The organism is Pseudonocardia sp. CA-142604, assembly GCF_050948475.1.
Classification (GTDB): Bacteria; Actinomycetota; Actinomycetes; order Mycobacteriales; family Pseudonocardiaceae; genus Pseudonocardia; species Pseudonocardia alaniniphila.
The window spans coordinates 9,477,550-9,502,862 of sequence record NZ_CP192045.1; the positions used below are offsets into that span (position 1 = coordinate 9,477,550).

At 69.7% G+C, this 25,313-nt stretch carries 30 protein-coding genes; 11 read left to right on the top strand and 19 right to left on the bottom strand.

From position 1 onward, the window contains the following. Window positions 1-10: 10 nt before the first annotated feature. Entirely contained in the window at window positions 11-1,003 is a 993-nt protein-coding gene (rlmB, locus tag ACQPZQ_RS43270) for a 23S rRNA (guanosine(2251)-2'-O)-methyltransferase RlmB (RefSeq protein WP_433290258.1), read from the bottom strand. 5 nt (window positions 1,004-1,008) lie between these two features. Next, complete coding sequence (cysS, locus tag ACQPZQ_RS43275; protein WP_433290259.1) at window positions 1,009-2,400, bottom strand: cysteine--tRNA ligase; 1,392 nt, start codon at window positions 2,398-2,400, stop codon at window positions 1,009-1,011. Window positions 2,401-2,495: 95 nt separating this feature from the next. On the opposite strand from cysS, the gene ACQPZQ_RS43280 reads away from it, so the two are divergent. Next, window positions 2,496-2,930: a VOC family protein gene (locus ACQPZQ_RS43280; protein WP_433290260.1), complete on the top strand. Its 435-nt coding sequence runs from the start codon at window positions 2,496-2,498 to the stop codon at window positions 2,928-2,930. A 29-nt stretch (window positions 2,931-2,959) separates the two neighbouring features. On the opposite strand, the gene ispF is transcribed toward ACQPZQ_RS43280, so the two are convergent. From ispF to ACQPZQ_RS43295, 3 genes are read right to left on the bottom strand one after another with little or no spacing between them, the layout of a single operon-like run. Further along, the gene (gene ispF / locus ACQPZQ_RS43285) at window positions 2,960-3,427 is read right to left on the bottom strand and encodes a 2-C-methyl-D-erythritol 2,4-cyclodiphosphate synthase (RefSeq protein WP_433290261.1); all 468 of its coding nucleotides are present in this window, start codon (window positions 3,425-3,427) and stop codon (window positions 2,960-2,962) included. Beyond that, window positions 3,424-4,092 (bottom strand): IspD/TarI family cytidylyltransferase, encoded by a 669-nt coding sequence (locus ACQPZQ_RS43290; protein WP_433290262.1) that lies wholly within the window; start codon window positions 4,090-4,092, stop codon window positions 3,424-3,426. The genes ispF and ACQPZQ_RS43290 overlap by 4 nt, the downstream gene beginning before the upstream one ends. 41 nt (window positions 4,093-4,133) lie before the next feature. Beyond that, on the bottom strand, window positions 4,134-4,625 hold the full coding sequence (locus tag ACQPZQ_RS43295; protein ID WP_241036899.1) for a CarD family transcriptional regulator: 492 nt from the start codon (window positions 4,623-4,625) through the stop codon (window positions 4,134-4,136). 283 nt (window positions 4,626-4,908) lie between these two features. Between ACQPZQ_RS43295 and ACQPZQ_RS43300 the strand changes: the two genes are divergently transcribed. Both ACQPZQ_RS43300 and radA read left to right on the top strand, forming a co-directional pair. Next, window positions 4,909-5,643, top strand: a complete 735-nt coding sequence (locus tag ACQPZQ_RS43300; protein WP_433290263.1) for a hypothetical protein — start codon at window positions 4,909-4,911, stop codon at window positions 5,641-5,643. A gap of 19 nt (window positions 5,644-5,662) precedes the next feature. Continuing rightward, window positions 5,663-7,030: a DNA repair protein RadA gene (gene radA, locus ACQPZQ_RS43305; protein WP_433290264.1), complete on the top strand. Its 1,368-nt coding sequence runs from the start codon at window positions 5,663-5,665 to the stop codon at window positions 7,028-7,030. A 9-nt stretch (window positions 7,031-7,039) separates the two neighbouring features. Here the strand turns inward: radA and ACQPZQ_RS43310 are convergent, their stop codons facing one another. Next, entirely contained in the window at window positions 7,040-7,834 is a 795-nt protein-coding gene (locus tag ACQPZQ_RS43310) for a hypothetical protein (RefSeq protein WP_433290265.1), read from the bottom strand. A gap of 113 nt (window positions 7,835-7,947) precedes the next feature. Here ACQPZQ_RS43310 and ACQPZQ_RS43315 point away from each other — a divergent pair, with 113 nt between their 5' ends. The 4 genes from ACQPZQ_RS43315 to ACQPZQ_RS43330 all read left to right on the top strand — a co-directional run bounded on the left by ACQPZQ_RS43315 (window position 7,948) and on the right by ACQPZQ_RS43330 (window position 10,036). After that, window positions 7,948-8,088 carry a hypothetical protein gene (locus ACQPZQ_RS43315; RefSeq protein WP_433290266.1) on the top strand — a complete coding sequence of 47 codons (141 nt, stop codon included), beginning with the start codon at window positions 7,948-7,950 and terminating at the stop codon, window positions 8,086-8,088. 97 nt (window positions 8,089-8,185) lie between these two features. Beyond that, complete coding sequence (locus ACQPZQ_RS43320; RefSeq protein WP_241036895.1) at window positions 8,186-8,674, top strand: beta-class carbonic anhydrase; 489 nt, start codon at window positions 8,186-8,188, stop codon at window positions 8,672-8,674. A 16-nt stretch (window positions 8,675-8,690) separates the two neighbouring features. Then, the gene (locus tag ACQPZQ_RS43325) at window positions 8,691-9,575 is read left to right on the top strand and encodes an A/G-specific adenine glycosylase (RefSeq protein WP_433290267.1); all 885 of its coding nucleotides are present in this window, start codon (window positions 8,691-8,693) and stop codon (window positions 9,573-9,575) included. A gap of 2 nt (window positions 9,576-9,577) precedes the next feature. Beyond that, a complete protein-coding gene (locus ACQPZQ_RS43330; protein ID WP_433290268.1) occupies window positions 9,578-10,036 on the top strand; it encodes a 2'-5' RNA ligase family protein in 459 nt (152 codons plus the stop codon). On the opposite strand, the gene gabP is transcribed toward ACQPZQ_RS43330, so the two are convergent. The 4 genes from gabP to ACQPZQ_RS43350 all read right to left on the bottom strand — a co-directional run bounded on the left by gabP (window position 9,983) and on the right by ACQPZQ_RS43350 (window position 13,345). Next, a complete protein-coding gene (gene gabP / locus ACQPZQ_RS43335; RefSeq protein WP_433290269.1) occupies window positions 9,983-11,392 on the bottom strand; it encodes a GABA permease in 1,410 nt (469 codons plus the stop codon). The genes ACQPZQ_RS43330 and gabP overlap by 54 nt on opposite strands. A gap of 92 nt (window positions 11,393-11,484) precedes the next feature. Further along, complete coding sequence (locus ACQPZQ_RS43340) at window positions 11,485-11,970, bottom strand: peptide deformylase (protein WP_433290270.1); 486 nt, start codon at window positions 11,968-11,970, stop codon at window positions 11,485-11,487. Further along, window positions 11,967-12,533 carry a PadR family transcriptional regulator gene (locus ACQPZQ_RS43345; RefSeq protein WP_433290271.1) on the bottom strand — a complete coding sequence of 189 codons (567 nt, stop codon included), beginning with the start codon at window positions 12,531-12,533 and terminating at the stop codon, window positions 11,967-11,969. The genes ACQPZQ_RS43340 and ACQPZQ_RS43345 overlap by 4 nt, the downstream gene beginning before the upstream one ends. A gap of 23 nt (window positions 12,534-12,556) precedes the next feature. After that, on the bottom strand, window positions 12,557-13,345 hold the full coding sequence (locus ACQPZQ_RS43350) for an alpha/beta fold hydrolase (protein ID WP_433290272.1): 789 nt from the start codon (window positions 13,343-13,345) through the stop codon (window positions 12,557-12,559). 19 nt (window positions 13,346-13,364) lie between these two features. On the opposite strand from ACQPZQ_RS43350, the gene ACQPZQ_RS43355 reads away from it, so the two are divergent. Together ACQPZQ_RS43355 and ACQPZQ_RS43360 are read left to right on the top strand one after the other, a co-directional pair. After that, a complete protein-coding gene (locus ACQPZQ_RS43355) occupies window positions 13,365-13,670 on the top strand; it encodes an antibiotic biosynthesis monooxygenase family protein (protein ID WP_241036888.1) in 306 nt (101 codons plus the stop codon). Between the two features lie 90 nt (window positions 13,671-13,760). Beyond that, a complete protein-coding gene (locus ACQPZQ_RS43360) occupies window positions 13,761-14,513 on the top strand; it encodes an SIR2 family NAD-dependent protein deacylase (RefSeq protein WP_433299665.1) in 753 nt (250 codons plus the stop codon). A gap of 139 nt (window positions 14,514-14,652) precedes the next feature. Here the strand turns inward: ACQPZQ_RS43360 and ACQPZQ_RS43365 are convergent, their stop codons facing one another. The 4 genes from ACQPZQ_RS43365 to ACQPZQ_RS43380 all read right to left on the bottom strand — a co-directional run bounded on the left by ACQPZQ_RS43365 (window position 14,653) and on the right by ACQPZQ_RS43380 (window position 18,025). Next, a complete protein-coding gene (locus ACQPZQ_RS43365) occupies window positions 14,653-14,814 on the bottom strand; it encodes a hypothetical protein (RefSeq protein ID WP_433290273.1) in 162 nt (53 codons plus the stop codon). A 146-nt stretch (window positions 14,815-14,960) separates the two neighbouring features. Further along, complete coding sequence (locus tag ACQPZQ_RS43370) at window positions 14,961-16,091, bottom strand: aKG-HExxH-type peptide beta-hydroxylase (protein WP_433290274.1); 1,131 nt, start codon at window positions 16,089-16,091, stop codon at window positions 14,961-14,963. Window position 16,092: 1 nt separating this feature from the next. Next, window positions 16,093-17,181 (bottom strand): hypothetical protein, encoded by a 1,089-nt coding sequence (locus ACQPZQ_RS43375; RefSeq protein ID WP_433290275.1) that lies wholly within the window; start codon window positions 17,179-17,181, stop codon window positions 16,093-16,095. A 58-nt stretch (window positions 17,182-17,239) separates the two neighbouring features. Next, window positions 17,240-18,025 (bottom strand): FadR/GntR family transcriptional regulator, encoded by a 786-nt coding sequence (locus ACQPZQ_RS43380; protein ID WP_433290276.1) that lies wholly within the window; start codon window positions 18,023-18,025, stop codon window positions 17,240-17,242. 221 nt (window positions 18,026-18,246) lie between these two features. Between ACQPZQ_RS43380 and ACQPZQ_RS43385 the strand changes: the two genes are divergently transcribed. Continuing rightward, on the top strand, window positions 18,247-18,468 hold the full coding sequence (locus ACQPZQ_RS43385) for a hypothetical protein (protein ID WP_433290277.1): 222 nt from the start codon (window positions 18,247-18,249) through the stop codon (window positions 18,466-18,468). Between the two features lie 41 nt (window positions 18,469-18,509). On the opposite strand, the gene ACQPZQ_RS43390 is transcribed toward ACQPZQ_RS43385, so the two are convergent. Continuing rightward, entirely contained in the window at window positions 18,510-19,403 is an 894-nt protein-coding gene (locus tag ACQPZQ_RS43390; protein WP_433290278.1) for an alpha/beta fold hydrolase, read from the bottom strand. A gap of 64 nt (window positions 19,404-19,467) precedes the next feature. On the opposite strand from ACQPZQ_RS43390, the gene ACQPZQ_RS43395 reads away from it, so the two are divergent. Further along, complete coding sequence (locus ACQPZQ_RS43395) at window positions 19,468-20,163, top strand: helix-turn-helix transcriptional regulator (RefSeq protein ID WP_433290279.1); 696 nt, start codon at window positions 19,468-19,470, stop codon at window positions 20,161-20,163. Window positions 20,164-20,187: 24 nt separating this feature from the next. Here the strand turns inward: ACQPZQ_RS43395 and ACQPZQ_RS43400 are convergent, their stop codons facing one another. The 4 genes from ACQPZQ_RS43400 to ACQPZQ_RS43415 form a co-directional block, all read right to left on the bottom strand. Continuing rightward, window positions 20,188-21,189 (bottom strand): YihY/virulence factor BrkB family protein, encoded by a 1,002-nt coding sequence (locus ACQPZQ_RS43400; protein ID WP_433290280.1) that lies wholly within the window; start codon window positions 21,187-21,189, stop codon window positions 20,188-20,190. A gap of 146 nt (window positions 21,190-21,335) precedes the next feature. Then, a complete protein-coding gene (locus ACQPZQ_RS43405; RefSeq protein WP_241036879.1) occupies window positions 21,336-23,882 on the bottom strand; it encodes an ATP-dependent Clp protease ATP-binding subunit in 2,547 nt (848 codons plus the stop codon). Between the two features lie 174 nt (window positions 23,883-24,056). Beyond that, window positions 24,057-24,857: a siderophore-interacting protein gene (locus ACQPZQ_RS43410; protein ID WP_433290281.1), complete on the bottom strand. Its 801-nt coding sequence runs from the start codon at window positions 24,855-24,857 to the stop codon at window positions 24,057-24,059. A gap of 81 nt (window positions 24,858-24,938) precedes the next feature. Next, window positions 24,939-25,283 (bottom strand): histone-like nucleoid-structuring protein Lsr2, encoded by a 345-nt coding sequence (locus tag ACQPZQ_RS43415; RefSeq protein WP_433290282.1) that lies wholly within the window; start codon window positions 25,281-25,283, stop codon window positions 24,939-24,941. Between the last annotated feature and the right edge of the window lie 30 nt (window positions 25,284-25,313).

Consider the following 25,313-nt stretch of genomic DNA (forward strand, 5'->3'; position numbering starts at 1 on the left):
CCTCCTGGGCTCAGTGGCGGCGCTGGCGCGCGATCTCGGCCAGGACGACGCCGGCGGCCACCGAGGCGTTCAGGGACTCGACCGGCCCCGCCATCGGGATCGAGACCGTGACATCGCAGGTCTGCTTCACCAGCCGCGAGAGGCCCTTGCCCTCCGAACCGATGACGAGCACCAACGGATCGGCCGCGAGCTCGAAGTCGTCGAGCGACACCGACCCCTCCGCGTCGAGCCCGGCGACCATGAAGCCGGCCGTGGCGTACTCGCGGAGGGTGCGCGTGAGGTTCGTTGCCCGTGCCACCGGGAGCCGCGCGGCCGTGCCCGCTGAGGTGCGCCACGCGACGGCCGTCATGCCCGCTGCCCGGCGCTGCGGCACGACGACGCCGTGGCCACCGAATGCGCTGACCGAGCGGACGACCGCGCCGAGGTTGCGGGGGTCGGTGACGCCGTCGAGCGCGACGATCAGCCCCGGCTCGGGCGACTCCGACGCGATCTCCAGCAGCTCGTCGGGGTGCGCGTACTCGTAGGGCGGCACCTGCAGCGCGAGGCCCTGGTGCAACGCCCCGCCGGTGATCCGGTCCAGGTCGTGGCGGGGAACCTCAAGGATCGATACCCCAGCGTCGGCGGCGAGGTGCACCGCCTCGGCCACCCGCTCGTCGGTGGTGGTGCCGATCGCGACGTGCAGCGCGGTGGCAGGCACCCCCGCGCGTAGGCACTCCACGACCGGGTTGCGCCCCAGCACCGTCTCGGGGGTCTCGCCGTCGCCAGGCTTGCGGCGGTTGCCCGCGGTGGCACGGCCACCACCGCCGCCCTTGCCGGACTTCCCGGCGCCCGCGGCCGATCTCGCCGCCTTGCGGGCCGCGGGATGACCGGGGCGCATCTCCGCGGGCGGCGTGGGTCCCTTGCCCTGCAGGGCACGGCGACGCTGCCCTCCGGAACCGACGACCATGCCCTTCTTGGTGCCTTCCTTGCGCATAGCACCACGACGTTTGGAATTACCGGGCAATGTGCCTACACGTCCTTCAATGACCAAGTGGGGCCGTCGGAGCTGTCCTCCACGGACACCCCGGCAGCGGTGAGCCGGTCTCGCACCTCGTCGGCAGCCGCGAAGTCGCGCCGGGCTCGTGCGTCCTGACGCTGCGCGAGCAGATCCTCGACCAAGGCACTGAGCGCGCCCGTGGTGGCATCCACCGTGCCGTCGTCCTCAGCCCAGTGGGGGTCGAGGGGGTCGAGCCCCAGCACACCCGTCATCGCACGCACCGACTCGGCCGCGCGCATCGCAGCCGAACGGTCTCCGGCGTCCAGAGCGCTGTTGCCTTCGCGCACGGTGCCGTGGATCGCGGCCAACGCGCCGGGGGTGCCCAGGTCGTCGTCCATCGCCTCGACGAACTCCGGGGAGAGCGTTCCGGGCTCCGGCGTGCCGATCCGCTCACGCACACGGTGGACGAACGATTCGATACGCCGATAGGCGGCCACGGACTCGTGCAACGCGGCGTCGGAGTACTCGATGGACGAGCGGTAGTGCGGGCCCACCAGGTAGTACCGCAACTCGACGCCACGGACCCGGCGCAGCAGCACGTCGATCGAGAGGGTGTTGCCGAGCGACTTCGACATCTTCTCGCCGCCCATGGTGACCCAGGCGTTGTGCAGCCAGTACCGCGCGAACGGGTCGCCCGCCGCGTTCGACTGCGCACGTTCGTTCTCGTGGTGCGGGAACACGAGGTCGAGCCCGCCGCCGTGGATGTCGAACTGGGGGCCCAGGTAGAAGGTGGACATCGCCGAGCATTCGAGGTGCCATCCGGGACGGCCACGGCCCCACGGGGTGGCCCACGACGGCTCTCCGGGCTTGGCCGCCTTCCACAGCGTGAAGTCGAGCGGGTCGCGCTTCGCGCCGCCCTCTCCTTCGCCCTGGGCGACGTCGTCGACCTTCTGGTGCGACAGGGCCCCGTACTCAGGGAAGGTGCGCACCGCGAAGTAGACGTCGCCACCGGCTGCATAGGCGTGGCCACGCTCCATGAGCCGCTCGATGAGCTCGACCATCTGCGGGACGTGGCCGGTGGCGCGCGGCTCGATCGACGCCGGGAGGCAGCCGAGCGCGTCGTACGCAGCGTCGAAGGCGCGCTCGTGGGTGGACGCCCACTCCCACCACGGCCTACCGGCGGCCGCCGCCTTGCGCAGGATCTTGTCGTCGATGTCCGTGACGTTGCGCACGAGCATCACGTCGAGACCCTTGTGGGCCAGCCATCGGCGGAGGACGTCGTAGTTGAGCCCGGAGCGGACGTGCCCGATGTGCGGCAGGCCCTGCACTGTGGCGCCACAGACGTAGATCGACGCAGCCCCGGCCCGCAGGGGGACGAAGTCCCGCTGCTTTCTGGTGGCAGTGTCGAAGAGGCGCAGGCTCACATCTTCCAGAGTACGGACCCGTAGTCCGCATGGTTTACCAGGGCAGTTCCGCTTCGTCCACGACGCGAAGCTCACAACCGGCCAAACTCCGCACCATGACTGAGATTCTCGGACTACACCCCCGGCTCGTCGTGGAGGGCGCCGACGCCGCACTCGCCTTCTACACGGCCGCCTTCGGCGCTGAGGTGCTCGAGCGCTACACCGGCGCTGACGGTCGGGTCGTGCACAGCCTGGTGACGGCAGGACCGGCCCGCTTCGCTGTGAAGGACGCGGGCGACGGCGACCCGGCACCCAGTGGCGGTGGCATTCCGGTGATCATGTCGCTGGACGTCTCGGACGCCGATGCGGTGGCCGAGCGAATGCTGGCGGCGGGCGCGACGGTGATCTTCGAGCTCGCCGACCACGGATACGGCGACTACGGCGGCCGGCTCGCCGACCCGTTCGGTCACCAGTGGATGCTCAGCCAGCGCATCGAACAGCTCGACGCAGGTCAGGTGCAGAGCCGATTGGACGCGATGCACGAGGCGTGACGGACGCTGGCCCGCTCCGGGTGTGGGGGTCAGGGGATCGCGACGAGCAAGGCCGTGGCTATCGCCGCGACGCCCTCGCCGCGGCCGGTCAGCCCGAGCCCGTCGGTGGTGGTGCCCGAGACCGACACCGGTCCGCCAACGGCCTCCGAGAGCACCTGCTGTGCCTCGGTCCGCCTCGTACCGATCTTCGGTGCGTTGCCGATCACCTGCACGGCGGCGTTGCCGACCGTCCAGCCGTCGGCCGTCAGAAGCCTGCGCACCTCGCCGAGCAGCGCCACGCCGCTCGCGCCGCTCCATTCGGGGCGGCTCGTGCCGAACACCGCTCCGAGGTCACCCAGGCCTGCGGCCGACAGCAGCGCGTCGCACAGAGCGTGCGCGGCGACGTCACCGTCGGAATGGCCGGCACACCCCGCGACCCCGGGCCAGTGCAGCCCCGCGACCCAGCACTCGCGGCCCGCCTCGACCGGATGCACGTCGGTGCCCACGCCGACTCTCATCGTTCGATCCTCTTCGCCAGCAGCTCGGCGAGCTCGAGGTCCCAGGCGCTGTGGACGGCGAACGCAGCCGAGTGGCCCGGAACGGTGTGGACGGTGCCGCACGAGGCGGCGTGGTGGCGCGCAAACGCCAGTGGATCGGCGACAAGCGAGGGGCGCAGGAGATCACCTCGCACCGCGAGGGGCGTCTGCAGCACACGCAACCCCGACCGGTCCGGCGTGCCCTGCACAAGGCCGTCGGAGTCCACCTGTTTCACGGTGTCGACCAACGGCAGGACGGGAACGGCCATCTCGTGGCCCTCGCGGACTGCGGCCACGACAGCCGTGGCCAGCGCGGCGGGCGCGAACGGTCGCGACGCCTCGTGCACGACGACGACGTCTGCCGAACTGATCGTGATCGGCCCGTCACCCGCAGTGGCATCGGCTCGTTGAGGGGCGTGTGGCTGCATATCGGACAACGCATGCATAGGCACGCTCACGGACAACCGAAGGCAGGCTCGTACCAGCGCATCACGCCGCTCATCCGCAACGAGCAGAACGACATGGTCGACGAGATCCGTGGCCAGCAGCGACCGCACGGACCTCACGACCATCGGTTCGCCACCGACAGCCGTGAGGACATCTACCTCGTCAGGACCGCCGGCCACCACCACGGCAAGCGTGCTCATGCTCTGACCGTGGCCAGCAGATTGGGACAGTGGGCGTGCGCTCAGGCCGTGGCGGTGGCGAGGACCTCGTCGAGAAGCATCTCGGCCCGCTCCTCGTCGGTGCCCTCGGCGAGAGCCAGCTCGCTGACGAGAATCTGGCGAGCCTTGGCAAGCATGCGCTTCTCGCCGGCAGACAGTCCGCGATCCTTCTCCCGCCGCCACAGGTCGCGGACGACCTCGGCAACCTTGTTCACGTCCCCTGAGGCAAGCTTCTCCAGGTTCGCCTTGTACCGGCGTGACCAGTTCGTGGGTTCCTCGGTGTGCGGGGCGCGAAGCACCTCGAACACCCTGTCCAGACCTTCCTGGCCCACCACGTCACGAACACCGACCACCTCGGCGTTCTCGGCGGGAACACGCACCGTGAGATCACCCTGCGCGACCTTGAGGACGAGGTACTGACGTTCCTCGCCCTTGATCGTCCGAGTCTCGATGGCCTCGATGAGAGCGGCACCGTGGTGCGGGTAGACGACGGTCTCTCCGACCTTGAAAGCCATGTGTCCTCTGCCCCTTTCGCTGGAACCAGGTTAACACGGCCGGACCTGGCACCGCTGCCCGACCCGGCCCGTCGTCGCAGGTCAGGGGATTGACAACCAGCGGGAAACGTGCAGGCGCAGCTATAGTCGCCGCTGCGGGGGACCGCGCCAGGCGCTCCTACAGGGGGCGTTAGGCTCGTGCAGGCCGAAGCCAGTGACCGGCGAGGACGTCAGCCGTCCGCGTCTGTTGCACCGCTGCGCCCGCAGCACGACGTGATGGCCCGCCAGGAAGGACGTCAGACCCGTGAGCCGCATCGTGCGTATCCGTCCGACCGCAGCAGCCCTCGTCGGGGCCGTAGCCGCGGCCGTCACGCTCGCCGGGTGCGGGGCGGGCCAGATCACCCAGACCGACACGCAACTCTCGGCCGTGGACGGCGCCAACGTCCAGGTGGGCACGATCGCGATCCGCGACTCGGTCATCGAGTTCAACGACCGGGCCCAGGGCGCGGCTGTCTACCCCCGCGGTGGCAGCGCCCCCCTGTCCTTGAGCATCGTGAACGCCGGCTCCCAGGCCGATCGGCTGGTCTCGGTGTCGAGCCCCATCGCCACGTCCGTGCAGATCACCGGAACGTCCGACCTCGCCCCGGGCCAGCGGTTGCTTGTCGAGGGCGCTCCGGCGGCCCCGGCGGTGCCCGCCCTCCCGGCAGCTCCTGGCGCGCCGGCGGTTCCTGGCGCCCCGGCCGTGCCCGGTGCACCGGCCACGCCTGGTGCCCCCGCCGCACCCGGTGCTCCCGCCGCTCCTGGAGCGCCCGCTCCGACGACGGTCGCGCCCGCACCGGGTGGATCGACGCCGCCGCCCGCCACTCCGCCGGTCTCCGGCGGCATTCGCGAGGCGAACATCGTGCTGACCGGTCTCCGCGAGGACATCACGGCCGGCCCGACCTACCCGGTCACCTTCACGTTCGAGAACGCGGGCCAGATCCAGGTGCCCATCCCGGTCGAGAACCCCACCGGCCCGCGCGAGAACACGGCCGAGTGACCGTGCCCGCACCACAGGCGTGACACCCCGCACCCGCACGGCCCGTGGGGGCTATCGCTGCGTCGAGTGTGGACACCTCGCCGCCCAGTGGGTGGGGCGTTGCCCGTCCTGTCAGGCCTGGGGAAGCCTCGAGGAGTCGGCCCCGGTGGCCGCCGCGCCCGCGAGGAAGAGGGTCGCGGCCGGCGCCCCCACCGCCCCTGCCCGCCGGATCGCGGACGTCGCGCTCGACTCGGCCCGCTCCAGACCCACGGGCGTGTCCGAACTGGATCGAGTACTCGGTGGTGGCCTCGTCCCCGGCTCGGTCGTCCTGCTCGCGGGCGAGCCCGGCGTCGGGAAGTCCACGCTCCTGCTGGAGGTGGCGGCCAAGGCGGCGAGCGCAGGTCGCGTGCTGTACGTCACCGGCGAGGAGAGCGCGGGCCAGGTGCGACTGCGCGCCGAGCGCACCGGCGCCGTCCACGACGAGCTCTACCTCGCCGCTGAGTCCGACCTCGGCGCAATCGTGGGCCACATCGACGAACTGCGCCCTGACCTGCTCGTCGTCGACTCGGTGCAGACGATGTCCACGGGCGACGCGGACGGCTCCCCCGGCGGCGTGACGCAGACCCGCGCGGTCACCGTGGCGCTCACCGGGCTCGCGAAGGAACGCGGCCTGCCGGTGCTGCTCGTGGGACATGTCACCAAGGACGGCGCGATCGCGGGCCCACGGGTGCTCGAGCACCTCGTCGACGTCGTGCTCGCATTCGAAGGGGACAAGCACTCCACGCTCCGGATGGTGCGTGGGGTCAAGAACCGCTTCGGGCCCGCCGACGAGGTGGGCTGCTTCGAACTGCGAGACCAAGGCATCGTCGGGATGCCCGACCCGTCCGGGCTCTTCCTGGCACGGTTCGGCGGTCCGCCGGTGCCCGGCACCGCCGTCACCGTGGTCATGGACGGTCGCCGTCCACTCCCCGCTGAGCTCCAGGCACTCGTGACGGGGAAGGACATCCCCAGCCCGCGGCGTGCGGTCAGCGGGCTCGACAACGCGCGCATCGCGATGCTGCTCGCCGTCCTGGAGAAGCGGGCGGGGGTGCGGCTGCACGACGCCGAGGTCTACGCCGCCACCGTGGGCGGGATGCGGGTCGTCGAACCCGCGGCCGATCTCGCACTGGCGCTCGCGATCACCTCCGCGCGCCGTGACGTCGCGCTGCCACCCGATGTCGTCGTACTCGGTGAGATCGGACTGGCCGGTGAGGTTCGTCGCGTCACGGGGCTCGATCGCAGGCTCGCCGAGGCCGCCCGCCTCGGCTTCACGCACGCGCTCGTACCGCCCGACAACGGCGCCTCTCCCGCGGGGATGAAGATCACCGAGGTCCGCGACGTCGGATCGGTGCTGCACGCGATCCGCTGAGGCGGTCCGTCAGGGGAGCCGCCGGAACGGCGTTGCCGCGCTGATCGCGTTGTCCACTCTGGCCATCACGTTGTAGCTGCCCGGCGGCACCACCGTGCGCGGCGCGGCACATCCCGGGGTCGAGGTGCGCCCCGCCCACCGCACCGCGAACGCCACGGGCTGGCCGGGCACGAGCGTTCGCAGGTCGCTGGTGGACGCGTTGACGCAGTCGTTGCTGGACCAGATCCGTGCGCCACCGGGCCCCCACACCACGATCTCCTGCCTGGCCGAGTCGAGGTCCCGGATACACGGCTGATCGCTCACGTTGGTGACGACGAGCCGTAACACCGGCCGATCCACCACCCGATGCTCGGGGCGATCGATCTCGGCGCCCACCGTCAGCATCTCGTTCGTGCAGGGCACCGGGCCGGTCGCCGGCACTGGCACCGGCGGGGGAACCGGTACGGACTGGCGCGGGGTGTCGTCGGGCACCAACTGCTCAGCGGCGATGGCTGCGCCCGACGAGGGGGGCAGTTGCTCGCTCGACGGCGAGGATCCGGTGGGCGCAGGCCCCACCGTCCCCGGTTGCGCAGGCGGCGGGGCAGACGCCGGCGCAACTTCCGGGGACGGTGAGGCCTGCTGGGGAGCGGACGCGCTTGAATGGACTGCGGCCCGGGTCGTGGGGGTGTTGGACGTTGCGGCGGACGCCACCACAATGACGACGGCCCAGGCCACGATCACGAGGACAGTGGCCGTGGACGCGATCGCCACCCAGCGCCGCCTCCAGTAGACGGACGCGGGTAGCGGCCCAACCGGCTCCCACACGTCACGAAGAGTATCGAAGCGATTACCATACGTTGCGGAATTGGCCCTGCCTCGGCGCGTCGCGACGCGCCGGTTTGCACACTGTCGGCGGAGCAGGTTCACTCCTGGCGCGGTTGACCTTGCTGAATGGGTTGCACCCGCCCGGCGGAGCGAGTTCACTTCTCGACATGATCCGGACACCGGTGCTGCTCGAGGCCTTCTGGCCGAGCCGCCGGATCATGCAGTTCGACGAGTTCTGTCGCCCGGCCGCGTAGCGCACCGCGCACGTTCCCCGGTCGCCACGCGGCCTCCGCGCGTCCCACTGTCGTGGGCGCTCGCCTGCGGCATCTCGTTCCGAACCAGGAGACACCGATGTCCATCACGGATGAACTGCTCGCGAACAACGCCGGCTACGCAGAGACCTTCGCGGGACAGTTGCCGCTGCCCCCGTCCAAGAACGTCGCCGTCGTGGCGTGCATGGACGCCCGGCTCAACGTCTACGGCATCCTCGGCCTCGGCGAGGGCGAGGCCCACGTGATCCGCAACGCCGGCGGCGTGGTCACCGACGACGAGATCCGCTCGCTGGCCATCAGCCAGCGGCTGCTCGGCACCAGGGAGATCATCCTCATTCACCACACCGACTGCGGGATGCTGACCTTCACCGACGACGAGTTCAAGAAGAGCATCCAGGACGAGACCGGTATCAAGCCCGAGTGGGCGGTCGAGACCTTCTCCGACGTCGACGAGGACGTCCGCCAGTCCATCAAGCGGATCAAGGCCAACCCGTTCGTCCCGCACACCGACCAGGTGCGCGGATTCGTCTTCGACGTGGCTACGGGCAAGTTGAACGAGGTGGTCTGAGGCCGGAGGAGTGGCAGTGGCACGATCGTCGACCGTGTCACTGCCCGCTCTCGTGCTCGACTGGTACCGCGCGTCCGCCCGGGATCTGCCATGGCGCCGTCCGGAGACCACTCCGTGGGGCGTCATGGTGAGTGAGTTCATGCTCCAGCAGACGCCGGTGGCGCGCGTCGAGCCGGTGTGGACGGCATGGATGGAACGGTGGCCGGTCCCGTCGGCGCTGGCTGCGGCGCCGCGGGCCGACGTGCTGCGGGCCTGGGGCAAGCTCGGCTACCCGCGCCGGGCCCTGCGTCTGCACGAGGCGGCCGCGGAGATCGCCCGGGCGCACGGCGACGTCGTGCCGTCGGACGTGAACGCGCTGGAGGCGTTGCCCGGCATCGGCTCGTACACGGCCCGTGCGATCGCAGCTTTCGGGTACGGCAGGCGGTGCCCGGTGGTCGACACGAACGTCCGGCGGGTCGTGGCCCGTGCCGTGCACGGCCGCGGAGACGCGGGACCGGCGCGCACCACCGCCGATCTCGCCGATGTCGATGCGCTGCTGCCGGGCGACGATGCGTCGGCCGCGGTGGTATCGGCCGGGCTGATGGAGCTGGGCGCGGTGGTCTGCATCGCTCGTGGTCCGCGCTGCGGCGCCTGTCCCGTCCGCTCGGTCTGCGCATGGCAGGCGGCAGGCCGGCCCGAGTACTCCGGGCCGCGCAAGCCGGTGCAGGCGTTCGCCGGCACCGACCGGCAGGTCCGCGGCCGGCTGCTCGACGTGCTGCGCGACGCTCCGGGCCCCGTCGAGCGGGCGGCACTGGACGCGGCCTGGTCGGATGCGGCGCAGCGGGATCGCTGCCTGCATTCACTGCTCGTGGACGGCCTCGCCGAGCAGCACGACGACGGCCGCTTCGCGCTGCCCGCCTGACGATGGCGCAGACGGTCCGTTTCCGGCTGGACGACGACGCTTGCGCCCAGGTGGAGGCGCTCCGGGCACGGTTGCGTTCGCTGGGGCTCGCGGTGCCGACCGACACGCCCGCCGTCACCGTCGCCGCGGCGGGGGCCGTACCTCAGCCGGCCAGGGAGGCGCTGGCCGCCGAGCTGCGGCTGCTGGCCCTGCCCTCGATCTGGCTCGCCACGCTGGGCACCGTGGCCGGGCGCGCCGACGAGCTCGTGCTGGCTGCCGTGGTCGACGCGGAGCTCCTCGCCGTGCACGCCGCGGTGCATGACGCGCTGGCCGGGCGGGTGCGCGCGCCCGTCGCCGCCTACCTGCCCGGCACGTGGCTGCCGCACTGCGTGCTGGCCGAGGAACGGCCCGCCGACGCGTTCGCCGCGCTACACCCGGTCACTCCGGTCCGCGCGCGTGTCGTCGAGGTGGAGATCGGCTGACCGTTCGCCGCGGCGGGAGGTCACGACCCCGACCACGACGACCACCACGGCGATCAGCGCGGTCATCGCCAGGTCGAACCGCGACGACTCCCGGGTGGCCATGTAGATGAGCATCACCGGGATCACGATCACGACGGCCCAGGTCAGCCACGGGTAGGCCCACATCCGCACGGGCATGGCGGCGCCCTCCTGCTCCAGCTTCGCGCGCAGCCGCAGCTGGGACACCGCCACCACCAGGTAGACGAGCAGCGCGATCGCCCCGGACGTGGCGAGCAGTGTGGTGAAGACCGCCTCTGGCACCAGGTAGTTGGCGATCACGACGAGAAAGCCGACGGCAGTGGAGGCGAGCACCGCGACGCGAGGCACGCCGTCCGCCGTCGTGCGCATCACGGCACTCGGCGCCTGGCCGCGGCGACCGAGTGAGTAGATCATCCGCGACGCCGTGTACAGCGCCGAGTTGAGGCAGCTCGCGACCGCGACCAGCACGACGACGTCGACGATCGCCTTGGCGCCGGGAACGCCCATGACCTCGAGCGCCGCCTGGTACGAGCCGGCTTCCGCGAGCGCTGGGCTGTTCCACGGCACCAGGGCGACGACGATCAGGATCGACGCCAGGTAGAAGACCGAGATCCGCCAGATCACCGAACGGGTGGCGCGGCCGATCTGTTCGGCAGGCTTCTCCGACTCCGCGGCCGCGATCGTGACGATCTCGGTGCCCATGAAGCTGAACATCGTGGTGAGCACCGCGGCGACCACGGCGCCGATGCCGTTCGGCAGGAAGCCGCCCTGGTCGAACAGCCGGGACGCGCCGCTGACATCGCTGCCCGGCAGCAGACCGAGCACCGCCAGCACACCGATGGCGATGAACGCGATGATCGCGACGACTTTGAGCAGCGCGAACCAGAACTCGAACTCGCCGTACTTGGCGACGTTGAAGAGGTTCGTGGCCGTGAGGGCCAGTGTGATCGCCAGCGCCCACACCCACTGGGCAACGGCGGGTATCCACGAATTGAGGATCGTGGCCGCGGCGGTGGCCTCGAGCGGGATCACCAACACCCAGAACCACCAGTACAGCCAGCCGACGCTGAACCCGGCCCAGCGGCCGATCGCGCGGTCGGCGTAGGTGGAGAACGACCCGGAGTCGGGCTGCGCCGCCGCCATCTCGCCGAGCATTCGCATGACGAGCACGACGAGCAGGCCCGCGAACGCGTAGGAGATGAGGACGGCCGGACCCGCCGTCGCGATCGCGGCAGACGAGCCGACGAACAGACCAGCCCCGATCACCCCCGCGATGCTGATCATGGTGACGTGCCGGTTTTTCAAACCTGAGCTCAGCGCGGTGTCCACCTCGGCCACGGGCCGTCCCCTTCCCCCCATTGCGAAGCCCATGCATCGTCACACCGCCGGACGATCACCACCACTCGGAGTCGATCACGATTCGCGGGCGCTCAGGCCGGGGCGCGTCGCAGCATCCGCATGGCGGCGCGCCGGCGCTCTCCGGTGAGGGCGTCGATGTAGAGCTCGCCGCGTAGGTGGTCGGTTTCGTGTTGCAGGCATCGGGCCAGCTCGCCCGTGCCGTCGATCACCACGGGGCGCCCGTCGAGGTCGACGCCCTCGACACGCGCGTAGGCGGCACGCAGCCGCCGGGCGTGCACCCCCGGCACGGACAGGCACGCCTCGTCGCCGTCGTACTCGCCGTCGGTCTCGACGAGGCGTGGGTTGAGCACGTAGCCGAACCGATCGTCGACGTCGTAGGAGAACGCCGCGAGCGCCACCCCGATCTGGTTGGCGGCCAGGCCGGCCCGTCCGGGCAGGCGCACGGTGTCGAGCAGGTCGGTGACCAGCGTTTCCAGGGCGGAGTCGAATGTGGTGACGGGGTTGCAGGGCGTCCGCAGCACGGGGTCGCCGATGAGGCGCAGGGGCCGGACCGTCATCGTCCGACCTCCTGGGTCTCGGTCGCGGCGGTGAGCTTGCCGAGCTGGTCGATCACCATCTCGTGCCATTCCAGCTCCGCCCGCAGCCGCAGCCGCGCGTGCTCGACCACGAGATCGTCGGCCACGGTCTGGTCCGGCCACGCACGGTCGTGCAGATGATCCAACTGGGACAGCCGCGCCGTCAGCGCCCGTTTCCGGTCGACGAGATAGCCGCGCAACGTGGCCTCGTCGACGTCCGAGCCGGTGGCGAGCGCGAGATCGACCGGATCGGGCCGGAACTGGACCTCCTCGAAGGCCTCCGTCTGGAGAACGTGCAGCTCACGCCTGCCCTCGGTGGTGATCTCGTAGACGGTGCGTGCAGGCATGTTGCCCTCCTGCTCGGTGCGCAACGCCCGCACGAGTCCCTCGCCCTCGAGCCGGTGCAGTGCGCCGTACAGCGAGCCGGGGCGGACGTCGGACCAGAGCTCGGCCCGATCGACGCGCGCGTCACGGCGGATCTGATGGCCGTACATCGCGCCGCGCTTCGCGAGTGCACTCAGGACGAACAGCCGGGTGGGATTCACGGACCGGAGTAAAGCATGAGTACTCACATGTGAGTACTCAGAAACGACTCCACCGCGGACCGGTACGCCTCCGGATCGCCGGACTGCACGAGGTGGCCAGTCCCCGGGATCCGCACGTGATCCGCCGCCGCCATCCGACGCGCCATCTCGGCCATCTGTCCGGGGGGCACGATGCTGTCCTCGGCCTCGACCAGCAGCACCGGACAGCGAACCGCACCCACGGCGTCCCAGTGATCGACCTCCGCCCACTCCGCTGCGATCTCGGTCGCGTACTCCACCTGGGCCAGCAGGTGGTAGCCGTCCGGGCGTTCCTCGGCGCACTCCGCCATGTAGTCGCCGAACTCGGGACGAGGCCAGCCGAAGGCGCGGCGGACCGCGGCGAGCGACGGGAAGGGCTGCGGGAGCGCGCCGAACCACGCCCGGGCGTCGTCGGCGCTGCGACCGCGGAAATCCACGCCCATGTCCTCGACGACGAGCGCCCGCACCAGCTCCGGATGCCGCGCGGCGAGCACGAGCCCGTGCAGTCCGCCCATCGAGTGCCCGACCACCACGCTCGGTCCGAGCTCGCCGAGCAGCTCGGCCACGTCGGCCGTCATGCGTTCGGTGGTCCACGGCCCCTGCGCTCCGGATCTGCCGTGGCCGCGGGCGTCCAAGCCGAGCACGCGTCCGTGCGCGACGAGCCACTGCGCCACCGGCCACCAGGTCGTCGCCCTGCCCATCAGCCCGTGCAGCACCACGATCGGGGTGCCCTGCCCGCCGAACTCGACGACTGCGAGCTGCAGGCCGTCGCTGGTCAGCATTCGCCGCCGCATCCCGACTAGCCTAGGTCCCATGGCAGTCGTGAAGATCAATGCGATCGAGGTGCCCGAGGGCGCAGGACCCGAGCTGGAGAAGCGGTTCGCCAACCGGCTGCACGCGGTGGACGGGCAGCCCGGCTTCATCTCGTTCGAGCTGCTGCGTCCGGTCAAGGGCGAGACCCGCTACTTCGTGCTCACCCACTGGGAGGACGAGGAGTCGTTCCAGGCCTGGCGCAACGGCCCGGCAGCGGAGGCGCACGGCGGCGAGCGCGCCAAGCCCGTGGCCACCGGGGCGTCTCTGCTCGAGTTCGAGGTAGTGCAGCGTTCCACCGCGTCCTGAGCCTCGTTGCGCCCTGACCCCGCCGACGCGTCGGCAGCCGCGGCACTGATCGCCGGCGCCGATGCGTTGCTGGTGTGCGCAGGCGCGGGGATGGGCGTGGACTCGGGCCTGCCCGACTTCCGCGGCCCCGAAGGCTTCTGGCGGGCCTACCCGCCCTATCGGGGCCTGGGGCTGCGGTTCGAGGAGATCGCCGACCCGGTGCACTTCGCCGCCGACCCGGAGCTGGCCTGGGGCTTCTACGGGCACCGGTTGGCGCTGTACCGGAGAACCGTGCCGCACGCCGGGTTCGGCGTCCTGCTGAAGTGGGCGCAGCGATGGCCGACGCGCGTGTTCACCTCGAACGTCGACGGCCAGTTCCAGTGCGCCGGATTCGACGAGGAGCAGGTGGCCGAGTGCCACGGATCCATCCACTTCCTGCAGTGCATGATCGACTGTGGACAGCCGGTGTGGCCTGCCGACGGAATCTCGGTCGACGTCGACACCGCCACGATGCGCGCTATCGCGCCATTGCCGTCCTGCCCGTCATGCGGTGCGCTCGCCCGTCCGAACATCTTGATGTTCGGGGACATGGAATGGATCGCCGATCGCGCCGCCGACCAGATGCGGGCGCACAACACCTGGCTTCGTGAGCTTCGCGCCATGGGGAAGCGACTCGCGGTCGTGGAGCTCGGTGCGGGTAACGCCCTCCCCACCGTGCGCCGGGAGGCGGAGCGGGCCAGCGCGGCGTCCGGTGCGCTGGTGCGGATCAACCCTCGCGAGCCGGAGGTGCGGCACGGCCGCGGCGTCCCCATCGCCGCGCCCGCAGAGGCCACCCTCCTAGCGCTGGAAGAAATCCTCGGCTGAGGACGTCAGCGCAGCCACTAGCCTTGCTGGTTCCGACCGGCATTCGACCGCACCCCCTGCCCGGATGCGCCGATTGCCGTGGATCGATCCGCCGATCTTTTGCGGAGCGGGCCGACACCGAGACGTCGACCCGTGCCGCCTATACCGATTGCTCGGCCGGGGTGACCTCGGTCTCGGCAGCCGCGGCCTCGACCGCAGGCTTCACGAACACCGTGCCGCCTTCCACCGGCCGCTGCGGGCCGATCCACGTCACCCGTACTGCGGGTGCCAACAGCGATTTGTCCTCGACGTCCTGGGCCATGGGCTCCGTCGACCTTCCAGAGTGCGGGCAGGTAAGGCCCGCAAACTAGCGTAATGTCAAAAAGCTTTCGACATCGACCCCGAAACTCGCAGGACTAAACCAGTCGTCCAGGGGACGTTTCGTTTGCAGTACGACTATTCGATGTTCTACAACTCACGTCGGGCGCTCGCGTCCAGAACGTCGGAGTGGAGCCACAGAAGTTCGACCGGGCTGGACCGTGTCACGACGAGCGTGCGCTCGCCCACCCTACGGACCAGCGACGATTCGTCAGCAGCGATCACCGACCGAGCGACATCCACCGGGGTATCCGTACCCTCGCGGGCGGGGCGGCGGTCAAGCATCGCGCCCAGGAACGCATGCCCGTCCCGTCCCAAGGCATCGCCGTGTGCCAGCAGCCACTCGCCGATCTCCACGCGCCGTTGTTCGGCGCGTGGAAGCAATGAATCTTCATGAACACTCAACGTACCGAGCGAATCCCTGACGACACTCAGGCAACAGTAGGCATGCCACGCCGCAAAGGTCTGCTCGATGGGCCAGCTCGGTGCCCCCGCCGGCGCCCATGATGGCGAGAACTGCGGCGGCTGGTCCGAAGGCTCGCCAAAGAGAGCCCGCGTGGTGGCCAGATCGAAGAACTTCTGATGGGCACCTTCGTGGATCAGGGCCTCGGCCACCTCGAGAGGAGACCGCGGCTCCGGGATGAGAACCAGCCCCGGGAACTCGCGCGCAGATGCCGAGCCGAGCCGATCGGACGCGTCTCGGGCAAGGATGGCGAACAGACTGACGTGCGGCAGTAGATCCAATGCCAGAGCCGGCACCAGATGCACTGCCAGCTCGATTCCTTTCACGAGCAGCCCGAACAGTGCACCCATATCCGGGCGGTCGGCCGTGGTTACGAGAGTTGCACGCGGCGCATCCGCGCCATATTGTTGCAACTCGTCACTGATACGGAGAACCGCGTCGGCCAGCCCTTCTCGCGCGGATACCGAGGAGGCGAGCCGCACGACACAACCCTCGATTTCCCTTTTGCAGCTCTCATCCACAAGCTCATCGATCGAGCAGCAACGCGAGGCCACGAAGTGGGTATCGCCGGCGAGAACTGCACCGAGGTGGCCCCGGACGGCTGGGCTGTCGAGCATGTCGTCGACCCGCTCCAGCGGCATGTCATCGGAGAACAATTCCAGGAGCGCCGCATACAATGCCCGTCGCTGGGCGATCACCTCGTCGGGCGCGCCGAACAGCGCGTGGGCGCGCTGCAGTTCGGCGACACCGAGTGGCATGTCAGGGCTCCGCTGGGTCGAGGGGCCGCCAGAGTAGCGTCACAGCGTGACCAGGCAGCATCCAGGAGTCCACCTTGACCTCGATCCGGTCTGAGACTTCCTGCCAGACCTGGCTCGTCGGCAACCCGGCCTTCTGCAGCGTCGAGGTGAGCACAAGGTAGGCGAGCCGCTGACCCTCGAACGGCAGCTCCTCCACGTCGAACGTGATCTTGTGGACGAAACACGGGTGCGGCGGCGACCACGTTACATAGCCCAAGGCACTCGAATTCCGCACTGAAACCCGGAACGAGAGCGTTTCGATGGACTCGACGACGTGATCAGGGTCGACGAGATCGTAAAGGTCGAACTGAACGATGCGAACGTTCTTGCGATCCAGATTTTCCGGCAGCCGCACGAACTGGCCGTAGTCCCGTACAGCCACTTCCTCTCCGCGCAGTGGTGTCGGATCCACCTTCCTGTCGAAACCATCGACGTCGATGTACGAGATTCCGATGCGCGCGTTCTCGCGCAAGGTCGGGACGAAGTCCTCGAGGTGATCCTCGTCCATCAGCCAGAGTTCGAAGAGCGGGAAGATGCGTTCCCGGGGGATGAGTCCGGCGATCACCGGATCCGAGGTGGCGAAGACCACCAGCGTGTGGTTGTTCCGGACGCCGGAGAAGTCGTGGGTCCAGGTGACATCGTTGTCGCTGGTGAACTCGTCGATCGCGCGTAGCCGGAAGTACGCGGTCGTCCCCCGGCTCACTGCGGTATCGCTGCCCGCCGGATCCCTGCCCGAGCCACCAAGCACTCCGACCAGGACGTCCTCGTGCGAACCCTTGCCGTAGACGCGCGGCAAGAGCGACCCGAGAGCGGCACGCGGCGACATCGAGCCGATTAGGGCAGGCCCAGCGATGTCCGCGAGCGCCTGTTGCAGCCGCGAGGTCGCATGGCGGCGGCCGATCAGTACGGCGAGCAGCACGAGGAGGAACGGGCCCACCCACAAGATGACCACGTACACCACGCGGAACCATGGCGCGGCCAGACCAGGGCCTACGAACGCGGTCAGCACCAACAGACCTACGGCGGCCGCCAGCACGAGGACGACCGCCATACACCCCACCCGTTTCGCCGAGTCCCGACAACATCATCGTCACTCGGGCGGATGAGCGCTACCCGTCCGGATTGCGGTTGTGCCACTCCGGCTCGACATCTGGTCCGCTGTACATCGTGTCGAGAGGTTCGTCGTCGATGTCGGTCAGCTCGTCATAGGGCCGCTGCAGGTGGCTGTTCATGGCCAACCGCGCGCCACCGGAGTCGCGATTACGCAGGTAGCGCACCACCTTCGAGTGTTCTCGGTACGACCGCTGGGGCACCCCTCGCACCGCGTAGCTCTGATACCGCCACTCGCGCAGCTCGGCGACGATACGCAGGTACGTCTCGATCAGCGGGTCGTTGTGGCTCGCGTGAACGATGGCTTCGTGGAAGGCCTCGTCGGTGTGCAGGAGCTCGTCCTGGTCGTCGCCCGCCTCCTTGTGCTGCTGGTTGAGCTTGGCGATGTCCTCGATCTCGCCTTCCGTGGCGCGCAGCGCGGCCAGACTCGCTGAGAGTCCTTCCAGGCCGATACGCAGCTCGAACAGGTCGCTCATCCGGTAGTGACGGCCCTCCAACCAGGAAGGCGGGCTCGTGGAAGCAGGCGGAGGCGTGCGCCGGACGTACCAGCCGAGGCCCCTTTTCACCTCGAGCACATGCATGGCTTCCAGCCGCTGCAGCGCTGTTCGCACCGAACTGCGCGCCACCTTCATGCCGCGCGCGAGTTCGGACTCGTTGGGGAGCCGGCCGCCGGGCTTGTAGGTTCCGGCGTCGATCAGCTCACGGACCTTGTCGGCGATCACCTCAGGCAATGGCCGACCTGCATCCAGCTTGAGTTCGAGCTGAGGGTCCCGGTCGGCGTCCATCTCTCCCTCTTGTCTGCGCCCAGTGCAGCTGCGCCCCGCGACAGGTCTCCGACTCCCATCAGCGGATCAGCGAGGGAGGCAGGTTGACGGTAATGGAATCGCGGACGTCTGTCCACCGACCTGAAGGACTACAGTCGTCAGACTCCTGACACCAGTTGACAGACGTCCGTTGTCGGGTCACCCTATCGGTGACGAAATGGCACCAATGGGGGGAGACGGACATGTCGGCGTCCTACATCGCGATCGTCTTCGTCGCGCTGCTGCTCCTGGTCTACTGGCGGCTGGTCGCGCTGGTACTCGCGGCCTGCCTCCTCGCCTTGCTCGTGTACGGGCTGGGCGTCATCGAGCCCGAGTCAGGATCCGCCGCTCCGGCACGCACGCTGGCACCGGCGGAACCCGGGTCGGTATCACCTGAGGATGTCGGACCACCTCTGCCACGGTGAGACCGCTCTGCGAACAACCACGCAGTCGGCTGCCTCGGCTGTCAGACAGCCTCTCGGCAGAGAAACGCCAGCAGCGCTTTCCAGCGGGGCACCACCACCAGGTGCCCCGCACCGTCGACCACGTCCAGCCGGGCGTCCGGCAGCGCGCGGTGCCACCACAGGCCGTGCGCCTGGCCGATGTGGTCCGCCGAGCCGTAGCTGAGCAGCACACTCGCCTTCACGTCGGCCGGGTCGAAGCCCCACGGCCGGAGCGTGTAACCGGCGATGTCGGCCACCAACCCGGCCCCACCCTGTGCGAGAGCCTCGTCGAGCATCGCGCGCAGCCGATCGGCGACACCGGGCTCCGCGAGAACGGGCCCGTCCGCCTCGTCGATCCCCACGAGACCGAACCGGGCGTCGCCGCTGAGTGCCGCCAGCACCGGAGCGAACGCGGCCCCCAGCGCCTCGTGCGCGACGGCGGCAGGCGCATCTCGGAGCGCCTCGATACCCGCGCGGTGCTCCTCCGGAATCCAGTGCACGTCCTCGTCGGGCGCCGGGGTGCCGATCACGGCCACGCGAGAGACCAGGTCGGGGCGCCGGGCCGCGAGTGCGAGGGCTACTCGTCCGCCTGCGGACCAGCCCGCCACCGCCGCCGTCGCGCCCGGCTCCAGGATGGTCTCCAACAGCGCGGCCGCGTCGTCCGCTGCTCCGTCCACTGTCGCGAACGCCCCGTCGCCCACGGGGTCGGACCCGCCGTAGCCCGGCCGGTCGAACGAGATCAGCCGGATCCCGCGCGCGGCCGTTGCCTCGGGGTCAGGGTCGAACGCGCCGGATCCCGGTGCCGCGTGACAGAGCAGCACCACCGGCGCGCCGGCGGGCGCATCGGGCGTGAGGTCGTGCACCGCGACGCGACGGCCGTCGAGGCGGTGGATCCGGTGTGTCGCGCTGATCGTCATGGGGGAAGGTTCTCGCAGTGTCGGTGACACCGTGATGTCACCGTTATTCCGGCATTCTCCACGCGTGAACCGCACCGAACGGCTGTACGCGATCGCCGAGGAACTCCGCGCCGCGGGCGCTGGCGGACGCACCGGTGCATGGTTGGCCCAGCGCTTGGAGGTCTCGACCCGGACGATCAAGCGCGACATCGAGGCCTTGCTTCAGGCCGGGCTCCCGCTGTGGGCACAGGCAGGGCCCGGCGGCGGTTACGTCCTGGACTCCGCCACGCTTCCGCCACTGAACATCACCGGCGCGGAGGCGGCCGCCATCGCGGTGGCGCTGGCCGCGCTACCGGCCCTGCCGTTCGCGGTGGACGGGCGCAGCGCGCTGTCGAAGGTGCTCGCGGCGATGCCCGACGCAGAGCGAGAACGCGCCGAGGCGATCGCGGCACGGCTGTGGCTGCGGACGCCCGAACCTGCGCCCCGGCCTGCTGTCGCGAGGGTGCTGGACGAGGCGGTGCGCCGGCAGCAGGTGGTGGTGATGCGCTACACCGACGCGTCCGGCGCCATCACGGAGCGGTCCGTCGAGCCGGTGGCACTGGCGGCGACGAAAGGCCACTGGTTTCTCCTTGCCTGGTGCCGCCTCCGGCAAGGCCCCAGGTGGTTTCGCACCACGCGGATCACCTCTGCCCACCTCACGGGCGAGCACGCTCCCGAACACGACGCGGCCACGCTGTTCGGCACACCCCCCGACGACGCCCGCCCCGTCACCCTCCGCTGATCCGTGAGCGGGCCAGCCGCAAGGTCAGCGGGCCGGGGAGCCCGGGTGCTCGTCCAGGTCGTCGGGGATCCCGTCGTCGTCGCTGTCGGGCAGCAGTGGGTCGGGGCGGCCGGCCCGTACCGCCTCGAGCTGCGCTGCCAGCGCGAGCCCGGCGAGCAGGGCGATGCCCGTGACATTCGCCCACAGCAGCAACGCCATGACGGCGGTTAGCGGCCCGTAGGTGTCGCCGAACCCCGCCGCGGCCACGACGTACAGCGCGAGCAGCCCGGACCCGACGAGCCAGGCCAGCACGGTGACGGTCGCGCCGACGGCAAGCCAGCTCAGCCCGGGCTGGCGGCGCCGGGGTGCATGCTCGAACAGCAGCGTCACCGCCACCACGAGGGCCGCCATCCCGACCGGCCACCGCAGGGCGTCCCAGACCTCCTCCGCGCCGTCGCCCCACCGGTAGACCTGCTCCATGGCCTCGCCGAACGGTTCGCCTGCCACGATCAGCAACAGCCCGACGGTCATGGCGACCCCCGCTGTCGCCGTCAGCACCGCGGCCCGGCCGTACTTGCGCAGAGCCTGCCGATCCCGCTTGGTGCCGTAGATCCGGTTGGCGCCACGCTCCAGCTGGGCGAACGCCGATGTCGCCGCCGCGAACGCGGTGGCCAACCCCAGCACCACCACGATCTCGGCCCGCTCGCTGCCCTCGTCGGGAGGGCCGTTGAGGACCTCGGTGAGCAGAGAGTCGCTGCTGCCGGGCGAGATCGCCACCACGGTGCGGGCGACCACCTCCGCGAACGACTCCGCTCCGAGCGCGCTCGCCAGCCCGGCCCCGGCGATCACGAGGGGCACCGCGGCGAGCGCGAGTTGCAAGGCGAAGGCACGGGCATGGCTGAAGCCGTCGCCGTACCGGAAGCGGACGAACGCAGTGGCGAGCAGGTGGGCGAGGCCGTAGCGGCGCACCGTCTGCCAGGCGTCGTCGGCCGACAGCTGCTCTCCGGACATCAGTTCGGTCTCGGGGACGACGCGAACCGAGCTCACGCCGGGGAACCTACCGGCCGCTGGTCGTTACGCGGAGAAAGATTTCGTCCGGTTCACCTCGCCGGCTCGCGGGGCTGTGCCGGAGACGGCGAACGGCCCGCCCGGACGAGGTCCGGGCGGGCCGTTGGCGGTGGTGCTACTGGAGATCAGTCGTCGCTGGACTTCGCCAGGTCGACCGGCGGGGCGTCGGGAACCGTGACGGGCTTCGGCTCACCCCGGAAGGTGAACTTGGCCTTGTCGTCAGCGGCCCGGGATCCCTCCGGCGCCTTCGGGTCGAAGCCCTCGACGTCGACCACCACGATCTGACCGGGCTCCACCTCGCCGAAGAGGATCTTCTCCGAGAGCTGGTCCTCGATCTCGCGCTGGATGGTGCGGCGAAGCGGCCGAGCGCCCAGCACGGGGTCGAACCCGCGCCGTGCGAGCAGCGCCTTCGCAGCCGGCGTGAGTTCGATGGCCATGTCCTTGTTGGCCAGCTGCGCCTCCACCCGCGTGATCATGAGGTCGACCATCGTGATGATCTGCTCCTCGGTGAGCTGGTGGAAGACGATGATGTCGTCGATACGGTTGAGGAACTCCGGCCTGAAGTGCTTCTTCAGCTCGTCGTTGACCTTGTTCTTCATCCGCTCGTAGTTCGACGTCTCGTCGTTGCCCTGGGCGAACCCGAGGCCGACCGCCTTCGAGATGTCCTGCGTGCCGAGGTTCGAGGTGAAGATGATGACGGTGTTCTTGAAGTCCACCGTGCGGCCCTGACCGTCGGTCAGGCGACCATCCTCGAGGACCTGCAGGAGGGTGTTGTAGACCTCCTGGTGGGCCTTCTCGATCTCGTCGAACAGAACCACGGAGAACGGCTTGCGGCGCACCTTCTCGGTGAGCTGGCCGCCCTCCTCGTAGCCCACGTACCCGGGAGGGGCACCGAAGAGCCGCGAGGCGGTGTAGCGGTCGTGGAACTCGCCCATGTCGATCTGGATGAGCGCGTCGTCCTCGCCGAACAGGAAGTTGGCCAGCGCCTTGGACAGCTCGGTCTTACCGACACCCGAGGGGCCGGCGAAGATGAACGAGCCGGACGGACGCTTCGGGTCCTTCAGGCCGGCCCGCGTGCGGCGGATGGCCTGCGAGACCGACTTGACGGCCTCCTCCTGACCGATGATCCGCTTGTGGAGCTCGTCCTCCATGCGGAGCAGACGCGTGGTCTCCTCCTCGGTGAGCTTGAAGACGGGGATCCCGGTCCAGTTGGCGAGCACCTCGGCGATCTGCTCGTCGTCGACCTCGGCGATGACGTCGAGGTCACCGGACTTCCACTGCTTCTCCCGCTCGCCCTTCTGCGCGAGAAGCTGCTTCTCCGAGTCGCGCAGGTGCGCGGCCCGCTCGAAGTCCTGCGCGTCGATCGCCGACTCCTTGTCGCGACGCACGGCCGCGATCTTCTCGTCGAACTCGCGCAGGTCCGGCGGCGCCGTCATGCGACGGATCCGCATCCGGGCGCCTGCCTCGTCGATCAGGTCGATCGCCTTGTCAGGCAGGAAGCGGTCGCTGATGTACCGGTCGGCCAGCGTGGCCGCGGCAACCAGGGCCGGGTCGGTGATCGTGACGCGGTGGTGCGCCTCGTACCGGTCGCGGAGGCCCTTGAGGATCTCGATGGTGTGGCCGACGCTCGGCTCGCCCACCTGGATCGGCTGGAAGCGGCGCTCCAGCGCGGGGTCCTTCTCGACGTACTTGCGGTACTCGTCGAGCGTGGTGGCACCGATCGTCTGCAGCTCGCCACGGGCCAGCATCGGCTTGAGGATGCTCGCGGCGTCGATCGCGCCCTCGGCGGCACCGGCACCCACCAGGGTGTGGAGCTCGTCGATGAACAGGATGATGTCGCCGCGTGTGCGGATCTCCTTGAGCACCTTCTTGAGGCGCTCCTCGAAGTCACCGCGGTAGCGCGAGCCTGCGACCAGAGAGCCGAGGTCGAGGGTGTAGAGCTGCTTGTCCTTGAGCGTCTCGGGCACCTCGCCCTTGACGATGCCCTGGGCCAGCCCCTCGACGACGGCGGTCTTGCCCACGCCGGGCTCGCCGATCAGGACGGGGTTGTTCTTGGTCCTCCGGGAGAGGACCTGCATGACCCGCTCGATCTCCTTCTCCCGGCCGATGACCGGGTCCAGCTTGCCCTCACGGGCCGACTGGGTGAGGTTGCGACCGAACTGGTCGAGGACCAGCGAGGAGGACGGGGTGCCCTCGCCGCGGCCACCGGACGTGCCCTCGGCAGGCTCCTTGCCCTGGTAGCCGGACAGCAGCTGCAGGACCTGCTGACGGACCCGGTTGAGGTCGGCCCCCAGCTTGACCAGCACCTGCGCCGCGACGCCCTCGCCCTCGCGGATCAGGCCGAGCAGGATGTGCTCGGTGCCGATGTAGTTGTGGCCGAGCTGCAGCGCCTCGCGCAGCGACAGCTCGAGCACCTTCTTGGCCCGCGGCGTGAACGGAATGTGCCCGCTCGGTGCCTGCTGACCTTGACCGATGATCTCCTCGACCTGCTGGCGGACGCCCTCCAGTGCGATCCCGAGGGACTCCAGGGCCTTCGCGGCCACTCCCTCGCCCTCGTGGATGAGGCCAAGGAGGATGTGCTCGGTGCCGATGTAGTTGTGGTTGAGCATCCTGGCCTCTTCTTGCGCCAGAACGACAACACGCCTCGCTCGGTCAGTGAACCTCTCGAACATTTACACTCCTAGCCTGGGCTGCGCCATGCACCGGCGCGCGCTGCGCCGCGTACACCCCGGGTACCACTGTATCGGCCCGGGACCGATGGTCGCCTCGGTCTTGCGCAACTGAAAACAACGCGGCAACCCCGGCGCCGATTCCCCCGCAACCCTTTACCCCGACGGATCCGCTGGTCAGCTCGCAGCGAGCGCGCGCTCGGCGGCCTTGTCCTCTCGCCAGCCGTCCTCGTCGCGTCCTCGCCTCCAGTATCCGGAGACCGACAGCTGCTCGCGCGCCACCTCGCGCTCGTTCACCAGATGGATACGCACGCTGCGCACGGCGCCCGCCTCACCATGCACGAACGCGTGAACTCGACCCGACGGAAAGGTCAGCTCCCGAACCGCTGTGGCGAGCTGGTCGGGGATACCTGTGGTGCGGTGTAGCCAGGTGACTCGCAGATCGGCCGGAGAGCGGAGCTCTTGCTGCTCGGCCTCGTCCTCGACCTCGAGGACGGCGAGTACCGGCACTCCCGCCGGGATGCGTTCGCACGCCGCGGCGATAGCGGGTAGCGCGCTTTCGTCTCCGACCATCAGGTGCCAGTCCGCTTCGGGGTCGGGCGCATAGGCACCACCTGGCCCCTGGAGCCGCAACACGTCGCCCGGGCGGGCACTCGCCGCCCACGGCCCTGCGACACCCGCGTCGCCGTGCTGTACGACGTCGATCGTCAACTCACCGGCGGCCTGGTCGAAAGCTCTCACCGTGTACGTGCGCATGACCGGCCACTGTTCCCGGGGGAGCTGCGCACGGATCGAATCCATGTCGAACGGCTCGGGATAGGTGACGCCTGCGCGGGGGAAGACGATCTTCACGTAGCGGTCGGTGTAAGGCGTGTCCGGGAAGCTGCTGAGCTCATCGCCCCCGGCCACCACGCGGATCATGTGTGGAGTCAGCCGCTCCGTGCGGCGGACCTCCAAGACGGTCGTCCTGCGGGCCACGGGACCTCCTCTGCCGAAGTGAGGCCACCCTAACCAGAAGGACGGGGCCGGCGCACGGCCGGCCCTCACCCGTCGCTGATCTCAGTTCTCCTGGTGGTACGCGTCCAGCACGTCGGCCGGAATGCGGCCACGGTCGGACACCTTCATACCCCGCTTGCGGGCCCAGTCGCGGATAGCCTGGTTCTGCTCCCGATCGATCGACGGACGCCGTGCCGAACTACTGGATGCCGAACCACCACGACGCCGGCCACCACCGGCACGACGCGCTGCCGAAACGAACGCGGCGAGAGAGTCCCGCAGCTTCTCCGCATTGTCCTTCGAGAGGTCGATCTCGTAGTTCTTGCCGTCGACACCGAACTCAACCGTCTCGTCGGCAGCCTGACCGTCCAGGTCGTCGATCAGCCGGATCTCACGGATCTGCGCCACCGTCGCAGCCCTCCATAGTTCATCGCTCTT

Excerpts from the sequence above, each read along its gene's own strand:
- ACQPZQ_RS43280 (WP_433290260.1), top strand. The coding sequence starts at position 2,496 with ATGACTGAGATTCTCGGACTACACCCCCGGCTCGTCGTGGAGGGCGCC.
- ispF (WP_433290261.1), bottom strand. The coding sequence starts at position 3,427 with ATGAGAGTCGGCGTGGGCACCGACGTGCATCCGGTCGAGGCGGGCCGC.
- ACQPZQ_RS43290 (WP_433290262.1), bottom strand. The coding sequence starts at position 4,092 with ATGAGCACGCTTGCCGTGGTGGTGGCCGGCGGTCCTGACGAGGTAGAT.
- ACQPZQ_RS43295 (WP_241036899.1), bottom strand. The coding sequence starts at position 4,625 with ATGGCTTTCAAGGTCGGAGAGACCGTCGTCTACCCGCACCACGGTGCC.
- ACQPZQ_RS43320 (WP_241036895.1), top strand. The coding sequence starts at position 8,186 with ATGTCCATCACGGATGAACTGCTCGCGAACAACGCCGGCTACGCAGAG.
- ACQPZQ_RS43330 (WP_433290268.1), top strand. The coding sequence starts at position 9,578 with ATGGCGCAGACGGTCCGTTTCCGGCTGGACGACGACGCTTGCGCCCAG.
- ACQPZQ_RS43340 (WP_433290270.1), bottom strand. The coding sequence starts at position 11,970 with ATGACGGTCCGGCCCCTGCGCCTCATCGGCGACCCCGTGCTGCGGACG.
- ACQPZQ_RS43350 (WP_433290272.1), bottom strand. The coding sequence starts at position 13,345 with ATGCGGCGGCGAATGCTGACCAGCGACGGCCTGCAGCTCGCAGTCGTC.
- ACQPZQ_RS43355 (WP_241036888.1), top strand. The coding sequence starts at position 13,365 with ATGGCAGTCGTGAAGATCAATGCGATCGAGGTGCCCGAGGGCGCAGGA.
- ACQPZQ_RS43360 (WP_433299665.1), top strand. The coding sequence starts at position 13,761 with ATGGGCGTGGACTCGGGCCTGCCCGACTTCCGCGGCCCCGAAGGCTTC.
- ACQPZQ_RS43365 (WP_433290273.1), bottom strand. The coding sequence starts at position 14,814 with ATGGCCCAGGACGTCGAGGACAAATCGCTGTTGGCACCCGCAGTACGG.
- ACQPZQ_RS43370 (WP_433290274.1), bottom strand. The coding sequence starts at position 16,091 with ATGCCACTCGGTGTCGCCGAACTGCAGCGCGCCCACGCGCTGTTCGGC.
- ACQPZQ_RS43375 (WP_433290275.1), bottom strand. The coding sequence starts at position 17,181 with ATGGCGGTCGTCCTCGTGCTGGCGGCCGCCGTAGGTCTGTTGGTGCTG.
- ACQPZQ_RS43380 (WP_433290276.1), bottom strand. The coding sequence starts at position 18,025 with ATGGACGCCGACCGGGACCCTCAGCTCGAACTCAAGCTGGATGCAGGT.
- ACQPZQ_RS43385 (WP_433290277.1), top strand. The coding sequence starts at position 18,247 with ATGTCGGCGTCCTACATCGCGATCGTCTTCGTCGCGCTGCTGCTCCTG.
- ACQPZQ_RS43390 (WP_433290278.1), bottom strand. The coding sequence starts at position 19,403 with ATGACGATCAGCGCGACACACCGGATCCACCGCCTCGACGGCCGTCGC.
- ACQPZQ_RS43405 (WP_241036879.1), bottom strand. The coding sequence starts at position 23,882 with ATGTTCGAGAGGTTCACTGACCGAGCGAGGCGTGTTGTCGTTCTGGCG.